Annotated in this window: 14 protein-coding genes; 13 read left to right on the top strand and 1 reads right to left on the bottom strand. The window is 62.1% G+C overall.

Annotated elements, in window-relative coordinates; genetic code table 11:
• Nucleotides 1–28 precede the first annotated feature (28 nt).
• Nucleotides 29–1,348: a TRZ/ATZ family hydrolase gene (locus LPW29_RS07595; RefSeq protein ID WP_238627516.1), complete on the bottom strand. Its 1,320-nt coding sequence runs from the start codon at nt 1,346–1,348 to the stop codon at nt 29–31.
• A gap of 117 nt (nt 1,349–1,465) precedes the next feature.
• Between LPW29_RS07595 and mtnA the strand changes: the two genes are divergently transcribed.
• The 13 genes from mtnA to lapB all read left to right on the top strand — a co-directional run bounded on the left by mtnA (nt 1,466) and on the right by lapB (nt 16,582).
• On the top strand, nt 1,466–2,521 hold the full coding sequence (gene mtnA / locus LPW29_RS07590; protein WP_238627515.1) for an S-methyl-5-thioribose-1-phosphate isomerase: 1,056 nt from the start codon (nt 1,466–1,468) through the stop codon (nt 2,519–2,521).
• A gap of 125 nt (nt 2,522–2,646) precedes the next feature.
• Nucleotides 2,647–5,250, top strand: coding sequence for a DNA gyrase subunit A (gene gyrA / locus LPW29_RS07585; RefSeq protein WP_238627514.1), 2,604 nt, complete (start codon nt 2,647–2,649; stop codon nt 5,248–5,250).
• 50 nt (nt 5,251–5,300) lie between these two features.
• The gene (gene serC / locus LPW29_RS07580; protein WP_090250386.1) at nt 5,301–6,383 is read left to right on the top strand and encodes a 3-phosphoserine/phosphohydroxythreonine transaminase; all 1,083 of its coding nucleotides are present in this window, start codon (nt 5,301–5,303) and stop codon (nt 6,381–6,383) included.
• A gap of 1 nt (nt 6,384) precedes the next feature.
• Nucleotides 6,385–7,548: a phosphoglycerate dehydrogenase gene (locus tag LPW29_RS07575; RefSeq protein WP_238627513.1), complete on the top strand. Its 1,164-nt coding sequence runs from the start codon at nt 6,385–6,387 to the stop codon at nt 7,546–7,548.
• 30 nt (nt 7,549–7,578) lie between these two features.
• The gene (gene pheA / locus LPW29_RS07570) at nt 7,579–8,670 is read left to right on the top strand and encodes a prephenate dehydratase (RefSeq protein WP_238627512.1); all 1,092 of its coding nucleotides are present in this window, start codon (nt 7,579–7,581) and stop codon (nt 8,668–8,670) included.
• A gap of 67 nt (nt 8,671–8,737) precedes the next feature.
• Nucleotides 8,738–9,859, top strand: coding sequence for a histidinol-phosphate transaminase (gene hisC / locus LPW29_RS07565; RefSeq protein ID WP_238627511.1), 1,122 nt, complete (start codon nt 8,738–8,740; stop codon nt 9,857–9,859).
• Complete coding sequence (locus tag LPW29_RS07560) at nt 9,856–10,713, top strand: prephenate dehydrogenase (RefSeq protein WP_090250396.1); 858 nt, start codon at nt 9,856–9,858, stop codon at nt 10,711–10,713. The genes hisC and LPW29_RS07560 overlap by 4 nt, the downstream gene beginning before the upstream one ends.
• Before the next feature lie 93 nt (nt 10,714–10,806).
• The gene (gene aroA, locus LPW29_RS07555) at nt 10,807–12,150 is read left to right on the top strand and encodes a 3-phosphoshikimate 1-carboxyvinyltransferase (protein ID WP_238627510.1); all 1,344 of its coding nucleotides are present in this window, start codon (nt 10,807–10,809) and stop codon (nt 12,148–12,150) included.
• Nucleotides 12,147–12,839, top strand: a complete 693-nt coding sequence (gene cmk / locus LPW29_RS07550; protein ID WP_238627509.1) for a (d)CMP kinase — start codon at nt 12,147–12,149, stop codon at nt 12,837–12,839. The genes aroA and cmk overlap by 4 nt, the downstream gene beginning before the upstream one ends.
• Before the next feature lie 77 nt (nt 12,840–12,916).
• The gene (rpsA, locus tag LPW29_RS07545) at nt 12,917–14,599 is read left to right on the top strand and encodes a 30S ribosomal protein S1 (RefSeq protein ID WP_090250404.1); all 1,683 of its coding nucleotides are present in this window, start codon (nt 12,917–12,919) and stop codon (nt 14,597–14,599) included.
• Between the two features lie 108 nt (nt 14,600–14,707).
• Nucleotides 14,708–15,034, top strand: a complete 327-nt coding sequence (locus tag LPW29_RS07540; protein ID WP_158407551.1) for an integration host factor subunit beta — start codon at nt 14,708–14,710, stop codon at nt 15,032–15,034.
• Between the two features lie 60 nt (nt 15,035–15,094).
• Entirely contained in the window at nt 15,095–15,367 is a 273-nt protein-coding gene (locus LPW29_RS07535; RefSeq protein ID WP_238627508.1) for a lipopolysaccharide assembly protein LapA domain-containing protein, read from the top strand.
• A 6-nt stretch (nt 15,368–15,373) separates the two neighbouring features.
• Nucleotides 15,374–16,582, top strand: coding sequence for a lipopolysaccharide assembly protein LapB (gene lapB, locus LPW29_RS07530; protein ID WP_238627507.1), 1,209 nt, complete (start codon nt 15,374–15,376; stop codon nt 16,580–16,582).
• Nucleotide 16,583: the final 1 nt, after the last annotated feature.

Here is a 16,583-nt window from a genome sequence, read left to right as displayed (position 1 = left end):
GGGTGTCATCACGGGTCGGTTGGGTGGCTCAGTCGGCCTCTGCAATGCGGGTCTGCCAACGGGATATCCGTTGGCGCAGCTGAGTCTCATCAATGGTGGTGAGTTGGCGATCCCGCAACAGCGGGCGGCCTGCCACCCACGTATCGCTGACCTGGTGACGACCCACGGCATACACCAGATGAGAGACAGGATCGTACACGGGCTGACTTTCCAGTTCCCCCAGGTTGACGGCGACCATGTCCGCGCTCTTGCCCGGGACGAGGGAGCCGATTTCATCCGCCAGGCCCAGGGCCCGGGCACCGTTGAGGGTGGCCATGCGCAGCGCGGTGTGGGCGGGCAGGGCGGCGGCGTTGCCGCTGACGCCCTTGGCCAGCAAGGCGGCGGTGCGCATCTCGCCGAACATGTCCAGGTCGTTATTGCTGGCCGTGCCGTCGGTGCCCAAAGCCACGTTCACACCCGCCTCCACCAGGGCCTGCACAGGGCAGAATCCGGAGGCCAGCTTCAGGTTGGATTCGGGGCAATGCACCACGTGGGTGCCGGCGTCGGCCAGATGGGCGATCTCACCGGCTTCCAGTTGGGTCATGTGCACGGCCATGAGGTGGGGGCCGGCCAATCCCAGCTGCGCGAGGCGCTCCAGGGGATGGACGCCAAAGCGGGCCTTGGATTCCTCCAGTTCATGGGCCGTCTCGTGCACGTGCATGTGCACGGGCATGTCCAGTTCCGCGGCCAGGGTGGCCAGGCGCTTGAGGGGTTCATCGGCCACGGTGTAGGGGGCGTGGGGGGCAAAGCAGAACGACAGCAGGCCCTCGCCCTTGTGACGGTCGAAGATGTCCAGGCCCTTGTCGATGTACTCGGAGGCCTGCGACGCCCAGGCGCTGGGAAAGTCGATGACGATCAGGCCGATGGCAGCGCGGATGCCCACCTGGCCGCTCACCTGAGCGGTGGTCTCCGGGAAGAAATACATGTCGTTGAAGCAGGTGGTGCCACCGCGCAGCATCTCTGCCGCTGCCAGCAGGGTGCCATCATGGACAAAGTCCTCGCCGACGAAACGCCCCTCGGCGGGCCAGATGTGGTTCTGCAGCCAGTCCATCAGCGGCAGGTCATCGGCCAGCCCGCGCAGCAGGGTCATGGGGGAGTGGGTGTGGGCGTTCACCAAGCCGGGGATCAGGGCATGCTGATTCAGGCGTCGATGGGTTTCGCCGTGATAGCGCGACTCTGCTTCCGCCGTGGGTAGCAGATCCAGGATGCGACCTTCGTGAACCACCAGGCTGTAGCCTTCCAGCACCGTATCGTCCGGCTCCACTGGCACGATCCAGCGGGGGGTGATGATCTTGTCGACGCTTTGCATCCGCGCAAGATAACGATTACAGGAGGGTTGGACAAGTATTCAGCCTGGAGCGGGCTGTGGCACGAGGCGGCATATCCTGGCAAAGTACGCGGCTACCCACCGCCAACCCGACATGCCATGAGCACACACACGCACGACTCCATTCGCGCGGTCCAGTGGACCGGTACCCACCTCAGTCTGCTGGATCAGCGCCTGCTGCCCCATGAGAGCGTCTATCTGGAAACGGATAGGGCCACGGCAGCGGCAGATGCCATCCGTGACATGGTGGTCCGCGGGGCCCCGGCGATCGGTGTGACGGCTGCCTACGCGGTGGTGCTGGCTGCGCGCAGCGCCTGGTCCGAGGATGGTCAGGGCTGGCGCGCGTCCATGGCGGCCGATCTCAAGGCCCTGGCGGACTCCCGTCCCACGGCGGTGAACCTGTTTTGGGCCCTGGAACGCATGGGGCAGGTGATGGAAGGGCTGCCCGATGGCCAGGACCCGGAGCCTGCCCTGCTGGCGGAGGCCGAGCGCATCCACCAGGAGGACGTGGATGGTAACCGGCACATGGGGGACCTGGGGGCGGCCCTGTTGCAGGACGGACGGGATGTGCTCACCCATTGCAACACCGGTTCCCTGGCCACGGGGGGCTATGGCACGGCCCTGGGGGTCATTCGCAGTGCCTACGCCCAGGGGCGGGTCAGGCATGTGTATGCCGATGAGACCCGCCCCTGGTTGCAGGGCGCACGCCTGACTGCCTGGGAACTGGTGCAGGACGGGATTCCCGTGAGTCTGATGTGCGAGGGGGCGGCGGCCAGCCTGATGCGCGAGGGTCGCGTGGGTTGGGTCATTGTCGGGTCGGATCGGATTGCCGCCAATGGCGATGCGGCCAACAAGATCGGCACGTATGGTCTGGCGGTGCTGGCCCGTCATCATGGGGTGAAGTTCATGGTGGTGGCGCCTACCACCACCATCGACATGAACGCGCCCAGTGGCGCAGAGATTCCCATTGAGGAGCGCGGCCAGGAGGAAGTACTGGAACTGGCTGGTCGCCGTGTGGCTGCCCCGGGAGCCGCCGCCTGGAATCCGGCCTTCGACGTAACCCCGGCAGGGTTGATCGATGCGATCGTCACGGAGCGTGGGGTGGTGGAACAACCCAATGCACAGAAGATGAAGGCGCTATTCGCGGCCGACTGAGCCGAGGACGACACGACCGGGGGCTGGCGATGCCAGCCCTCTTCACTGCTGCCCCTCTCGCCAATGTGGTATCATCCGGCGTTTGTTTCAGTCCTTCCATGTCAACCACAGCGCCCCGAGACTGAATGGTCGAATTCGCCAAAGAAATCCTGCCCGTCAACCTGGAAGACGAGATGCGTCAGTCCTATCTGGACTACGCCATGAGCGTCATCATCGGTCGAGCGCTTCCGGACGTGCGCGACGGGCTTAAACCGGTGCACCGTCGGGTGTTGTACGCCATGCGCGTGCTGGGCAACGATTGGAATAAGCCGTACAAGAAGTCCGCCCGTGTGGTGGGTGATGTCATCGGTAAATACCACCCCCATGGGGACTCGGCCGTGTACGACACCATCGTGCGCATGGCTCAACCCTTTTCCATGCGCTACATGCTGGTGGATGGACAGGGCAACTTCGGCTCGGTGGACGGTGACGCCCCGGCAGCCATGCGATACACGGAAGTGCGCATGGCGCGGATCGCCCATGAACTGCTGGCGGACATCGACAAGGAGACGGTGGACTTTGTCGATAACTACGACGGTTCCGAGACCGAGCCCTCCGTTTTCCCCACCCAGCTGCCCAATCTGCTGATCAATGGGTCGGCCGGTATTGCCGTGGGCATGGCCACCAATATTCCGCCGCACGGCCTCACCGAGGTGGTCAACGCGTGTGTGGCGCTCATCGACACCCCGGATCTGGGCGTGGAAGGCCTGATGGAATACATACCGGGCCCGGATTTTCCCACGGCCGGCATCATCAATGGCGACCGGGGCATCCACGAGGCGTATCGCACCGGACGCGGGCGTATCCATGTGCGGGCCCGTTCCCATGTGGAGACCGACGAGTCCACCGGGCGTAACAGTATCGTGGTGACGGAACTGCCGTATCAGGTGAACAAGGCCCGCCTTCTGGAGCGCATTGCTGAACTGGTGAAGGACAAGAAGCTGGAGGGCATCAGCGAACTGCGGGACGAGTCCGACAAGGATGGCATGCGCATGGTGGTGGAGCTCAAGCGCGGCGAAGTCCCTGAGGTGGTGCTCAACAATCTCTATCTGCACACCCAGATGCAGAATGTTTTCGGCATCAACATGGTGGCCCTGGTGGACGGGCAGCCGCGCTTACTGGATCTGAAGCAGATTCTGGAGGCCTTTTTGCGCCATCGGCGCGAAGTGGTCACCCGCCGAACCATCTTCGAACTGCGCAAGGCCCGTGAGCGGGCCCATGTGCTGGAAGGCCTGGCTGTGGCTCTGGCCAATATCGACGAGATCATTGCCCTGATCAAGACCTCCGGCAGTCCGGCGGAGGCCAAGGAAGGATTGTTGGGGCGTCTCTGGGCCCCAGGTGTGGTGCAGGACATGCTGGATCGTGCCGGTGCCTGGGCATCGCGACCCGAGGAGCTGGCCAGCGAGTTCGGATTGCAGGAAGGGGGCTATCGGCTTTCCGAGGCGCAGGCACAGGCCATTCTCGACCTGCGACTGCACCGCCTGACCGGTCTTGAACAGGATAAGATTGTCAACGAATACCGTGAATTGCTGGGGCGGATCGAGGAGTTGCTGGAGATCCTGTCCAGCCCTGGGCGCCTGATGGAGGTGATTCGCGAGGAGTTGGTCGCCATGCGCGATCAGTATGGTGATACCCGCCGCACCGAGATCCTCAGCAATCATGTGGATCTTACCCTGGAAGACCTGATCACCGAGGAAGACGTGGTGGTCACGCTCTCCCATGCCGGTTATGCCAAGTACCAGCCCCTGACAGCCTACCGGGCGCAAAAGCGCGGTGGGCGGGGTAAGACCGCCACCACCTTCCGTGACGAGGACTTCATCGATCGTCTGGTGGTGGCCAATACCCACGATACCATCCTGTGCTTCTCCAGCCGCGGCAAGGCCTACTGGCTCAAGGTATATGAACTGCCCATGGGGAGTCGTGCCGCTCGTGGACGGCCCATGGTGAACCTGCTGCCCCTGGAAGAGGGGGAGCGCATCAACGCCATCCTGCCGGTGCGGGAGTATCGGGAGGACATGTATGTGTTCATGGCCACCAGCAGCGGCATCGTCAAGAAGACGCCTTTGGTGGACTTTTCCCGTCCGCGTTCCAACGGCATCATCGCCGTGGGCCTGCGCGAGGACGACTGGCTGGTGGATGTGAAGGTCACCGACGGGCACCAGGATGTCATGCTGCTCAGTTCCGCCGGCAAGGCGGTGCGGTTCAGCGAGGACACCGTGCGGGCCATGGGGCGGACGGCCAGCGGCGTGCGTGGCGTGCGCCTGGGCTCGGATCAGCAGGTGATTTCCTTGATCATTGTTGACCAGGGCAACATCCTGATCGCGACCGAGAATGGCTATGGCAAGCGCACCTCGCCGGAGGAATTCCCCCTCCATGGTCGAGGCGGCCAGGGCGTGATCGCCATTCAGACGGGAGGCCGCAACGGTGCGGTGGTGGGGGCCACGCTGGTGGGAGACGACGATCAGGTCATGCTCATTACCAATGGTGGCACCCTCGTGCGCACGCCGATCGGCGATATCCCGGTCCTGGGGCGCAATACCCAGGGCGTGCGCCTGATACGCCTTGCCGATGATGAAAAGCTGGTAGAACTGGCGCGGGTCGAGGGCCTCAATGGCGACGATAACGAGAGCGGCGATGACAGCAGCGACGATGCCGAAGACGGCGAATCATCCCCGGATGACGCCTCCTGACCTGATTCCCGCGAAATCAATCTGTCCGTGATCCAAACCAGGAGTGAAACATGACACGTGTTTATAACTTCAGCGCCGGCCCCGCCGTGCTCCCCGAACCGGTGCTGGAGCGCGCCCGCGCGGAAATGCTCGACTGGAATGGCACCGGCATGTCGGTGATGGAAATGAGTCACCGCGGCAAGGCCTTCGTGTCCATTGCCGCCCAGGCGGAACAGGATGTGCGTGACCTGCTCAAGGTGCCGGACAATTACAAGGTCCTGTTCCTCCAGGGCGGTGCGTCGGGTCAGTTTGCTGCTGTCCCCATGAACCTGCTGCGAGGCAAGAAGCAGGTGGATTACGTGAACACCGGTTCCTGGTCCAAGAAGGCCATCTCCGAAGCCAAGAAATATGCGGATGTGAGCGTGGTGGCCACCAGTGAAGGGGACAACTTCACGCATATCCCCGCCTTCGAGACCTGGCAATGCAACCCTGAGGCAGCCTACCTGCATTACACCCCCAATGAGACCATTGGTGGAGTGGAGTTCCATTGGGTGCCCGAGACGGGTGATGTGCCGCTGGTGGCGGATATGTCCTCGAATATCCTCTCCCGCCCCATCGATGTCTCGAAATATGGCGTGATTTACGCTGGTGCCCAGAAGAATATCGGCCCTGCCGGTCTGACTCTGGTCATCGTTCGGGATGACCTGATGGGTGATCCCATGCCGGGCCTGCCCAGCATCCTGGATTACAAGATCCAGGCGGATGCGGATTCCATGTCCAATACCCCGCCCACCTATGGCTGGTACCTGGCGGGTCTGGTCTTTCAGTGGCTCAAGGAGTTGGGTGGTCTGGAGGCCATGGAACAGATCAATCGCCGCAAGGCGGAGAAGCTCTATACCGCCATCGATAACTCTGCCTTCTATCACAACCCGGTGGAGGTGTCGGCCCGCTCACTGATGAATGTGCCCTTTACCCTGGCGGATGCTGAACTGGATGGTCTATTCCTCAAGGAGGCCGAGCAGGCAGGCTTGACCACCCTCAAGGGGCACCGTTCCGTGGGCGGCATGCGCGCCAGCATCTACAACGCCATGCCGGAGGCGGGCGTGGATGCCCTGGTGGAATTCATGGTGGACTTCGAACAGCGCAAGGCCTGACATGTACAAGATTCTCACGCTCAATAATATTTCCCCCAAGGGCCTGGACCAGTTCGGTCACGAGCACTATGAAGTGGCCTCGGAGATGTCGCAGCCCGATGCCATCATGGTGCGCTCGGCCAACATGCATGACATGGAGATCCCGACCAGCCTCAAGGCGGTGGGGCGCGCTGGTGCCGGCGTGAACAACATACCCATTGATGCCATGAGCGAGCGGGGCGTGGCGGTATTCAATGCGCCGGGTGCCAATGCCAATGCCGTCAAGGAAATGGTGTTGGCAGGGATGCTGCTGGCAGCGCGCAATATCTGTCAGGCCTGGGATTATGCCCGGCACCTGGAAGGGGACGATGCCGGTGTGCACAAACAGGTGGAGGCGGGCAAGAAACAGTATGCCGGCTTCGAGTTGCCCAGCCGCACCCTGGGTGTGGTGGGTCTGGGGGCCATCGGCGTTCAGGTCGCGAACGCGGCTCGCGCCCTGGGCATGCGGGTAGTGGGCTACGATCCCCACATGACCGTGAACCGTGCCTGGCAGCTGGACGCTGCGGTGGAACAGGCGGTGAGCGTGGATGATCTGCTCAGCCGCTGCGATATGGTCACCTTCCATGTGCCCCTCAACGACTATACCCGCCACCTGATCAATAGTGATCGCCTGCACAACATGAAGCGCGGTTCCGTGGTCCTCAATTTTGCCCGGGATGCCATCGTCGACGAGCAGGCGGTGCTGGCGGCGCTGGCCTCGGGGCAGTTGCACGCCTATGTATGCGATTTCCCCAGCAACGGTCTGAAGGGGCAGGACAAGGTGATTGCACTGCCGCACCTGGGCGCGTCCACCCGTGAGGCGGAAGAGAATTGTGCCGTCATGGTGGGAGAGCAGTTGCGGGATTACCTGGAGAACGGCAACGTGCGCAATTCGGTGAATCTGCCCGAGATCATGCTGCCGCGCGCGGGCAAGGCGCGTCTGGCCGTGATGAACCGCAACCGCCCGGATATGGTGGGGCAGATCTCCCATGTGCTGGGCCAGAGCGATATCAACATCGTTCACATGATGAATGAATCCCGCAATGGCATTGCCTACAATCTCATCGATGTGGAGGATGAGATTGATGAGGAAGCTGCGCGGGGTATCGCGGGTATTGATGGCGTGTTGCGTGTGCGCGTCCTCTAACAGGGCCGAAACGGCGGGGCAGGTTGATTGATGAGTGCCGGGGACGAGACAACGCTCGCTGATATCCGTCAGCGTATTGATTCGCTGGATGCGCAGATCATGGCGCTGATCAGCGATCGTGCCGCCTGTGCCCAGGAAGTCGCCCGTATCAAGCGGGAGGCCGATGCCCAGGCGGAGTTCTATCGGCCGGAGCGCGAAGCCCAGGTGCTTCGCCGCATTCATCAGTCCAATCCTGGCCCTCTGGACAGCGAGGAGATGACCCGTCTGTTCAGGGAAATCATGTCTGCCTGTCTGGCCCTGGAACAGCAGTTGTCGGTGGCCTTCCTGGGTCCAGAGGGCACCTTTACCCAGGCAGCGGCATTGAAGCATTTTGGCCATTCCGTCAAGACCGTGGCCATGAGTGCCATCGATGAGGTCTTCCGGGAAGTGGAATCGGGCACCGCACACTATGGTGTGGTGCCGATAGAGAACTCCACCGAAGGCGTGGTCACGCACACCCTGGATCGCTTCATGCAGTCTCCCTTGAGTATCTGCGGTGAAGTGGAACTGCGGATTCATCACCATCTGCTGTCTGCTGAGAGGGACCTGGCTCAGGTGGAGCGGGTGTACTCCCATCAGCAGTCACTGGCTCAGTGCCGGGAATGGCTGGACGCGCGCCTGGGCCACGCCGAGCGCGTTGCCGTGAGCAGCAATGCCGAGGCCGCGCGGCGTTCGGCTCGCGAACCGGGTACCGCGGCCATTGCCAGCGAGGCGGCGGCGGAGTTGTATGGCCTGGGTGTGCTCTCTGCCAATATCGAGGACTCCCCCGACAATACCACGCGTTTTTTGGTGATCGGGCCACGTTCAAGCGGGCCATCAGGTCATGACAAGACCACGCTGCTACTGTCCGCGCGCAATCGTCCGGGCTCCCTGTTTGCGCTTTTGTCACCCTTTGCCAATAACGACGTCAGTCTGACACGCATTGAATCCCGTCCGTCCCAATGTGTGAACTGGGAGTATGTCTTCTTCATCGACATCGTCGGACATACAGCCGAGGCGCCGGTATCCAAGGCGCTGGACGAACTGCGGGAGGCGGCGGAGTTGGTGAAGGTGCTGGGCTCCTATCCCAAGGCAGTGCTTTAGTTCTGGCCATCGGTAGCCAGATCGCTCCCAGGGGAAGGGGTTCTCATCGACATCATCAGGAGAGAGTATGAGTTGTGATTTTCAGGCCCTGGCTAACGCCGGGGTGCAAAAGCTGATGCCCTATCAGCCCGGCAAGCCGGTGGAAGAGCTTGAGCGGGAGTTGGGCATCTCCGAGAGCATCAAGCTGGCCTCCAATGAGAATCCCCTGGGCCCCAGTCCTCGCGCTGTGCAGGCCCTGGGAAGTCTGCTGGATCAGTTGGCGCAATACCCGGATGGCAATGGCTTTGCCCTGCGTAGCCGCCTGGCGGAAAAGCTGAGCGTGGAGGCGGAATGCATCACCCTGGGCAATGGCTCCAATGACGTGCTGGAGCTCATTGCTCGCGCCTATCTGGCACCGGGTCGCAGCGCGGTATTCTCCGCTCACGCCTTTGCCGTGTACCCCCTGGCCGTGCAGGCCGTGGGCGCGGAGGCCCGCGTGGCGGCCGCGAATGCACCGGACCATGCCATGCCCTGGGGGCATGATCTCTCCGCCATGGCGGATCAGGTGAACGAGTCCACCCGCGTGATTTTCGTGGCCAACCCCAATAATCCCACGGGGACCTGGGTCGATGGTGAGAGTCTGCATGATTTCATTGCCGCCCAGCCGGCCGATACCCTGGTGGTGGTCGACGAAGCCTATTGCGAGTATGTGGAGGAGCAGGACTATCCGGATACCACGCGATGGCTGAGCGAATTCCCCAATCTGATCGTGACCCGGACCTTTTCCAAGATTCACGGTCTTGCCGGACTGCGCATGGGCTATGCTGTATCTCATCCGCAGGTGGCGGATATCCTCAACCGGGTGCGCCAGCCCTTCAACACCAACAGTCTGGCCCAGGCCGCCGCCCTGGAAGCCCTGGATGACGAGGCCCATGTGCATCAGTCCGTGCAGGTGAACCGTGAGGGGCTGGCGCAACTCACTCAGGCCTTCAATGAGCGTGGCTTGGGTTACATCCCTTCCGTCGGTAATTTCATCTGTGTGGATGTGGGGAGCGACGCTGAGCCCGTCTACCAGGCGTTGCTTCACCAGGGGGTGATCGTCCGGCCCGTGGGCGGCTACGGCTTGCCTCAGCATCTGCGCGTCACCGTGGGGCGCGCCCATGAGAACCGGCGTTTCATTGACGCCCTGGACCAGGTACTGAACCGGTGATTCGTCGTCTGACCATATTCGGGGTGGGCCTCATCGGAGGCTCACTGTCCCTGGCGCTTCGAGCTGCGGGCACCTGCCAGGAAGTGGTGGGTTGCTCCCGTTCGGAAAATCATCTGCGGGAGGCCAAGGAACTCGGTGTCATCGATCGCTACACCCTGGACCCGGTCGAGGCCGTGAAGGGTGCGGATATGGTGGTGCTGGCCGTACCACTTGGGGCCATGCGCGGTGTGTGCGAGGCCATCCGCGGTCATCTGGCCCCGGATGCCTCCCTCACGGATGTGGGCAGCGCCAAGGCCAGTGTCGTTGAAGCGGTGCGCGAGGGGTTCGGCGAAATGCCCCTGGGGTTCGTCCCCGGGCATCCCATCGCGGGTACCGAGAAAAGCGGCGTGTCGGCGGCCTTTCCCACCCTGTTCCATGAGCGACGAGTGATCCTTACCCCCCTGGAGACCACCGATCTGGGCGCCCTGGCCCGGGTACGAACCATGTGGGAAGAGGCGGGTGCAGTGGTGGAGACCATGTCCGTGGAGCACCACGACGAGGTCCTGGCCGCCACCAGCCATCTACCTCATCTGCTGGCCTTTGGTCTGGTGGACAGCCTGGCACGCATGGGCGAACGGGAGGAGATCTTCCGTTATGCCGCCGGCGGTTTTCGGGATTTCACCCGGATTGCTTCCAGCGACCCGATCATGTGGCGGGACATCTGCCTGGCCAATCGCGAGGCCATCCTCAAGGTGATGGGGCGCTACCAGGATGATCTGGGCATGATTACCCGGGCCATCGAAGCGGGCGATGGTGATGTCTTGCTGGAGATCTTTCACCGTGCCAAGGGTGCCCGTGACCGTTTCTGCCCATAATGGCAGGATCCATGATCCATTCAGTTTTCACGACCGAGGGCGACCTGATATGCCCGACATGACCGGGGTGAGCCGCCGCGGAGGAGAACAAGCATGACTGACCCACAGGATGTGACACTGCGGGTGGAGCCGGGCGGCCGGTTGCAGGGCTGTTGCAGGGTGCCGGGGGACAAGTCCATCTCCCATCGTGCCATCATGCTCGGGGCCCTTGCCGAGGGAGACACCCGCATCACCGGATTCCTCGAGGGTGAAGACTGCCTGGCGACGTTGAAGGCCTTCCGTGCCATGGGGGTGGAGATCAAGGGCCCCGAACACGGGGAGGTCCATGTGAGCGGTGTCGGTCTTCATGGCCTCAAGGCCCCCGAGGGCCCTCTGGACGTGGGGAATTCCGGAACCTCCATGCGCCTGATGGCCGGCCTGCTCTCCGGGCAGGCCTTTGACTCCATCCTGACCGGTGATGCCTCGTTGACGCGCCGCCCCATGCGCCGGGTGACCGAGCCCCTGGCCCGCATGGGCGCCCGCATCCGTACCAGTGATGAGGGTACGCCGCCGCTGCACATCCAGGGGAGGGCATCACTTCAGGGTGTGGACTACCGCATGCCGATCGCCAGTGCCCAGGTGAAGTCCAGCCTGTTGCTGGCAGGACTGTATGCCCAGGGGCAGACCTGCGTGACCGAGCCGGCCCCCACCCGCGACCATACCGAACGCATGCTGTCCGGTTTCGGTTATCGAGTGCAGCGTCACGACGGCTGTGTGTGCCTGCGCGGGGGAGGGCAACTTCAGGGCGGGGCGATCGATGTCCCGGCAGATATCTCCTCGGCCGCCTTTTTCCTGGTGGGGGCCAGTATCGCTGCGGATTGCCAGTTGCGACTGGAACACGTGGGCATGAATCCCACGCGCACCGGCATCATCGATATCCTCAGGCTCATGGGGGCCCATATCCAGGTGGAGAACCCCCGCGAGGTGGGGGGCGAGCCGGTGGCCGATCTGCTGGTGCGGTCGGCCCCATTGCAGGGTGTGCGTATTCCCCCGGAGATGGTGCCCCTGGCCATTGATGAATTTCCGGCGCTGTTCGTGGCCGCAGCCTGTGCCCAGGGCGAAACCGTGCTCACGGATGCCGAGGAATTGCGGGTCAAGGAGAGCGACCGGATTCAGGTGATGGCCGAAGGTCTGAACACCCTGGGTATCCAGGCCCGGCCCACGCCCGATGGTATCGTCATTGAGGGCGGGTCGTTCACCGGCGGCACCGTGAACAGTCATGGTGATCACCGGGTGGCCATGTCCTTTGCGATGGCGGGCCTGCGGGCTCAGGCGCCCATCCGGATACTTCACTGTGCCAACGTGAACACTTCATTCCCTGGGTTCGTGGACCTGGCGGCGCGCATGGGGCTTCATATTCAACAGCAGAATATTCAACAGCAGGAGGGTGGGGCATGAGTGTGCCTGTCATCACCGTGGACGGGCCGAGCGGTTCGGGCAAGGGCACCATCAGTCGCCAGGTGGCCAACAGGCTGGGCTGGGGTTTTCTTGATAGCGGCGCCTTGTATCGCCTGGTCGCCCTGGCTGCGCTGCGTCGTGCCTTGCCCCTGGATGATGCCGAAGCCCTGTTCGACCTGGCCCGCAACCTGGATGTGCATTTCGATGCCGGGGGGGCGGAGGGCCCGGGAGTCTTCCTGGACGGGCAGCGCGTGTCCTCGGAGTTGCGCACCGAGGCCTGTGGTGATGCCGCCTCCCAGGTGGCGGCGCTGCCACCAGTGCGCGAGGCCCTGCTGGCCCGTCAGCGGGACTTTCGCGTGGCGCCCGGATTGGTGGCTGATGGCCGCGACATGGGAACGGTTATCTTTCCCGACGCGCAGTTAAAGGTCTTTCTTACAGCCAGTCGTGAAGAGCGTGCCCAGAGACGTTACAAGCAGTTGATGGAACAAGGACTTAGTGCTAACCTTCAGTCCCTTTTAGACGAGCTTGCCGAGCGTGACCGGCGTGATACAGAGCGGGTTGTGGCTCCGCTCAAACCGGCGGAAGATGCTGTCGAGGTGGACTCCACCCACATGAGCATCGACGCGGTGCTCGATGAGATACTCTCATTGGCAGCCAAGCGCGGCTTAAGTACCGTCCCCGGCAGGTAGGCCAGGGATCTTTTAAAAACAACCGGTTTGCAAAGGGACTGATTGCAGACCTTAATCATTGCAGGTTCAACTAACCCATGACAGAAAGTTTCGCGCAAATGCTCGAGGAGAGCATGGCCAGCACCCAGATGCGGCCCGGCTCCATCCTCCACGGCACCGTCATCGATATCCGCAACGACATGGTTGTGGTGAACGCCGGTCTGAAATCCGAAGGTGTGATTCCGATCGAGCAGTTCTACAACGACAAGGGAGAAGTCGAAATCCAGGTGGGTGACGAAGTGGAAGTCGCCCTGGAAACGCCCGAAGACGGCTTCGGCGAGACCCGCATGTCCCGCGAGAAGGCCAAGCGTGCCAAGGCCTGGGAACGCCTGGAAGAAGCCATGGAGAAGGACGAGACCATCTCCGGCATGATCAGCGGCAAGGTCAAGGGCGGCTTTACTGTCGAACTGGGCGATATCCGTGCATTCCTTCCCGGCTCGCTGGTGGACGTTCGCCCCGTGCGCGACACCGCCTATCTGGAAGGCAAGGAACTGGAATTCAAGCTCATCAAGCTGGACCGTCGCCGCAACAACGTCGTGGTATCCCGCCGCGCCGTGGTGGAGAAGGAATACAGCGCCGAGCGCGAGGCCCTGCTGCAGAACCTGCAGGAAGGCATGATGCTCACCGGTATCGTCAAGAACCTCACCGACTACGGTGCGTTCCTGGATCTGGGTGGTATCGACGGCCTGCTGCACATCACCGACATGGCCTGGAAGCGGGTCAAGCACCCTTCCGAAGTGGTCAACATTGGTGACGAAATCAACGTCAAGGTGCTCAAGTTCGATCGCGAGCGCAACCGTGTTTCCCTGGGCCTCAAGCAACTGGGTGAGGATCCGTGGGAGAACATCACCCGCCGTTACCCTGTGGGCACCCGCCTGTTCGGCAAGATCACCAACATCACCGATTACGGCTGCTTCGTGGAAGTGGAAGACGGCGTCGAGGGTCTGGTGCACGTCTCCGAGATGGACTGGACCAACAAGAACGTCAACCCCGCCAAGGTGGTGACCGTGGGCGAGGAAGTGGAGGTGATGATCCTCGACATCGACGAGGAACGTCGCCGGATCTCCCTGGGCATGAAGCAGTGCCAGCCCAATCCCTGGGACGAATTCGCCGCCATGCACAACAAGGGCGAGAAGGTCACCGGCGTGATCAAGTCCATTACGGACTTCGGTATCTTCGTGGGCCTGGATGGTGGCATCGACGGACTGGTTCACCTGTCCGACCTGTCCTGGAACATGCCTGGCGAAGAAGCCGTGCGCAACTTCCGCAAGGGCGAGGAGATCGACGCCGTGGTTCTGTCCGTGGATCCCGAGCGCGAGCGCATCTCCCTGGGCCTGAAGCAGCTGGACAAGGATCCCTTCTCCAACTTTGTGGCTGAACACAGCAAGGGTAGTATCGTGAAGGGCGTGATCAAGGAAGTGGACGCCAAGGCGGCCATCATTGATCTGGGTGACGGCGTGGACGGTGTGCTGCGTGCCTCTGAACTCTCGCGGGATCGTGTCGAGGATGCCCGGACCATGCTCAATGTGGGTGACCAGATCGACGCCAAGTTCGTTGGCGTGGATCGCAAGAACCGCACCGTGAGCCTGTCCATCAAGGCCAAGGAAACCGACGAAGAGCAGGAAATGATGCAGGACTACAGCAGTTCTTCGGTCGCTACCACCTCCTTGGGCGATATCCTCAAGGAACAACTGGCCGGCAACGATTCAGACAAGAAGTAATCGGGAGGGCACCAAGCACGCTGGAGCCAGGGAGGGCTCCATCGGGCCTCTGACTCCGCGCTCGAGGGCACCCGGCGAACCAGCCAGGGATTGTCATGGTGGTGTAACGTGCAACAGGGCAGAACGATGACGAAATCGGAACTCATCGATATACTAGCTCGCAAACAAAGCCATCTCGCGTACAAAGATGTCGAGCTGTCTGTGAAGACCATCCTCGAACAGATGAGCCAGGCCTTGGCGACTGGGGATCGCATCGAAATCCGTGGTTTCGGAAGTTTTTCCTTACACTTCCGCCCGCCGCGGGTGGGGCGCAATCCGAAAACGGGGGAGACGGTGTCTCTTCCCGGGAAGTACGTGCCCCATTTCAAGCCTGGAAAGGAACTGCGGGAGCGGGTGAACGAGCCGGAAAAGCCTGACAAGGTGGCGATCCGCTGACGTGGCAACAACCAATGTCCACAATCGGGAATGCAGCCCATGAGTCGATTGATACTTATCTTGTTTGTTATCGTAGCCGTTGTGCTGGGAGCCAGCTTCACGGTCATTAACGCGGGGGACGTGGGTGTCAACCTGTACCTGGAAACCTACCAGGTGCCCCTGTCCATCGTGGTGTTCGTGAGTCTTCTGCTGGGGGCCGTCCTTGGGGGGTTGGCCACGTCTGGTATGGTGATGAGTCGAGGCCGTGAAGTGCGCCAGATGCGCAAGCGCTGCAAGCGTGCCGAAGACGAGATCGCCAGACTGCGCCAGTTGCCCAGTAGCGGTAAGGTGTAAGCCTGCATGCTCGAACTCCTGTGGCTGCTGCTCCCGGTAGCAGCGGCTTCGGGATGGCTGGCAGCGCGACGTACCCAGCAGGGGGCTGATACCCCGGGGCGGAGCGCTGCTTTTTCTTCCGAATACATCCAGGGTCTCAATTACCTGCTCAGTGAGCAGTCGGATCGTGCCCTGGAGGTGTTCATCGATATGGTGGAGGTCGATCCGGAAACGGTCGAGACTCACCTGATTCTGGGCAGTCTATTCCGTCGACGTGGCGAGGTGGACCGGGCCATCCGGATACACCAGAACCTCATGGAACGCCCCAGTCTCGAACCGGCCCAGCGGGCCAACGCCCTGATGGAGCTTGGGCGTGACTACATGAAGGCCGGCGTGCTGGATCAGGCGGAACACCTGTTCAAGGAACTGGTCGGGCTGGGCTATCTCCAGGCAGAGGCGTACAAGCGTCTACGATCCCTCTATGAGCAGGAGAAGGACTGGCCCCAGGCGATATGGGCCAGCGAACAGCTCTGCGAATTCTCCAGTGAACCCCAAAACCGTCGCATCGCACACTACCATTGTGAATTGGGTGAGTTGGCGCGTGCACGAGGGGATGGCGCTGAAGCGGGGCGTTGCGCTCGCAGGGCGCTGAGCTTTGACCAGCACTGTGCGCGGGCCAGCATCCTCATGGGTGACCTGGCGCGTGAAGAAAATCACCCGCACCTGGCCATCGAGCACTATAGCCGGGTCATGCGACAGGATGCCGGGTTTGTCCCGCTGGTACTGGATCAGGCCCGGGATGCATTCCAGACGTTGGGTGATACCCAGGGCTACGAGAGTTTTCTGCAGTCGGTGCGCGAGAATGACACCTCGGTGGGATCGGCGCTGGCGCTGGTGCGCCTGCTTCACAACCGGGACCAGCGGGAGCCGCTGGATCAGTTGTTGACTGAGGAGATGGGCCGAGACCGCGTCCCTTTGCGGCTGGTGAAGGAATACCTGCTCATCATGTCGGCGCGGGGCGAGGCCGGTGATAACGATGCGCTGGATAAGGTTGCACGTGCCCTGGAAGCCTTTTTGCGGGAACGGCCCCAATTTGGCTGTGTACGTTGTGGTTTTCAGTCCCGTAACCATTTCTGGCATTGTCCAGGCTGTCATGCTTGGGGCAGTATCCGCCCACTCGAGCGCCCCCAGGTCTCCCGCCCTGAAACCTCGCTCACACCGCCTGCAGGCACTTGAA

It is taken from the genome of Ectothiorhodospira sp. 9100 (assembly GCF_022227565.1).
Lineage (GTDB): Bacteria > Pseudomonadota > Gammaproteobacteria > Ectothiorhodospirales > Ectothiorhodospiraceae > Ectothiorhodospira > Ectothiorhodospira marina.
Note: the sequence above shows the minus strand (reverse complement) of the source record. Positions and strands in the feature narration are given on the sequence as shown.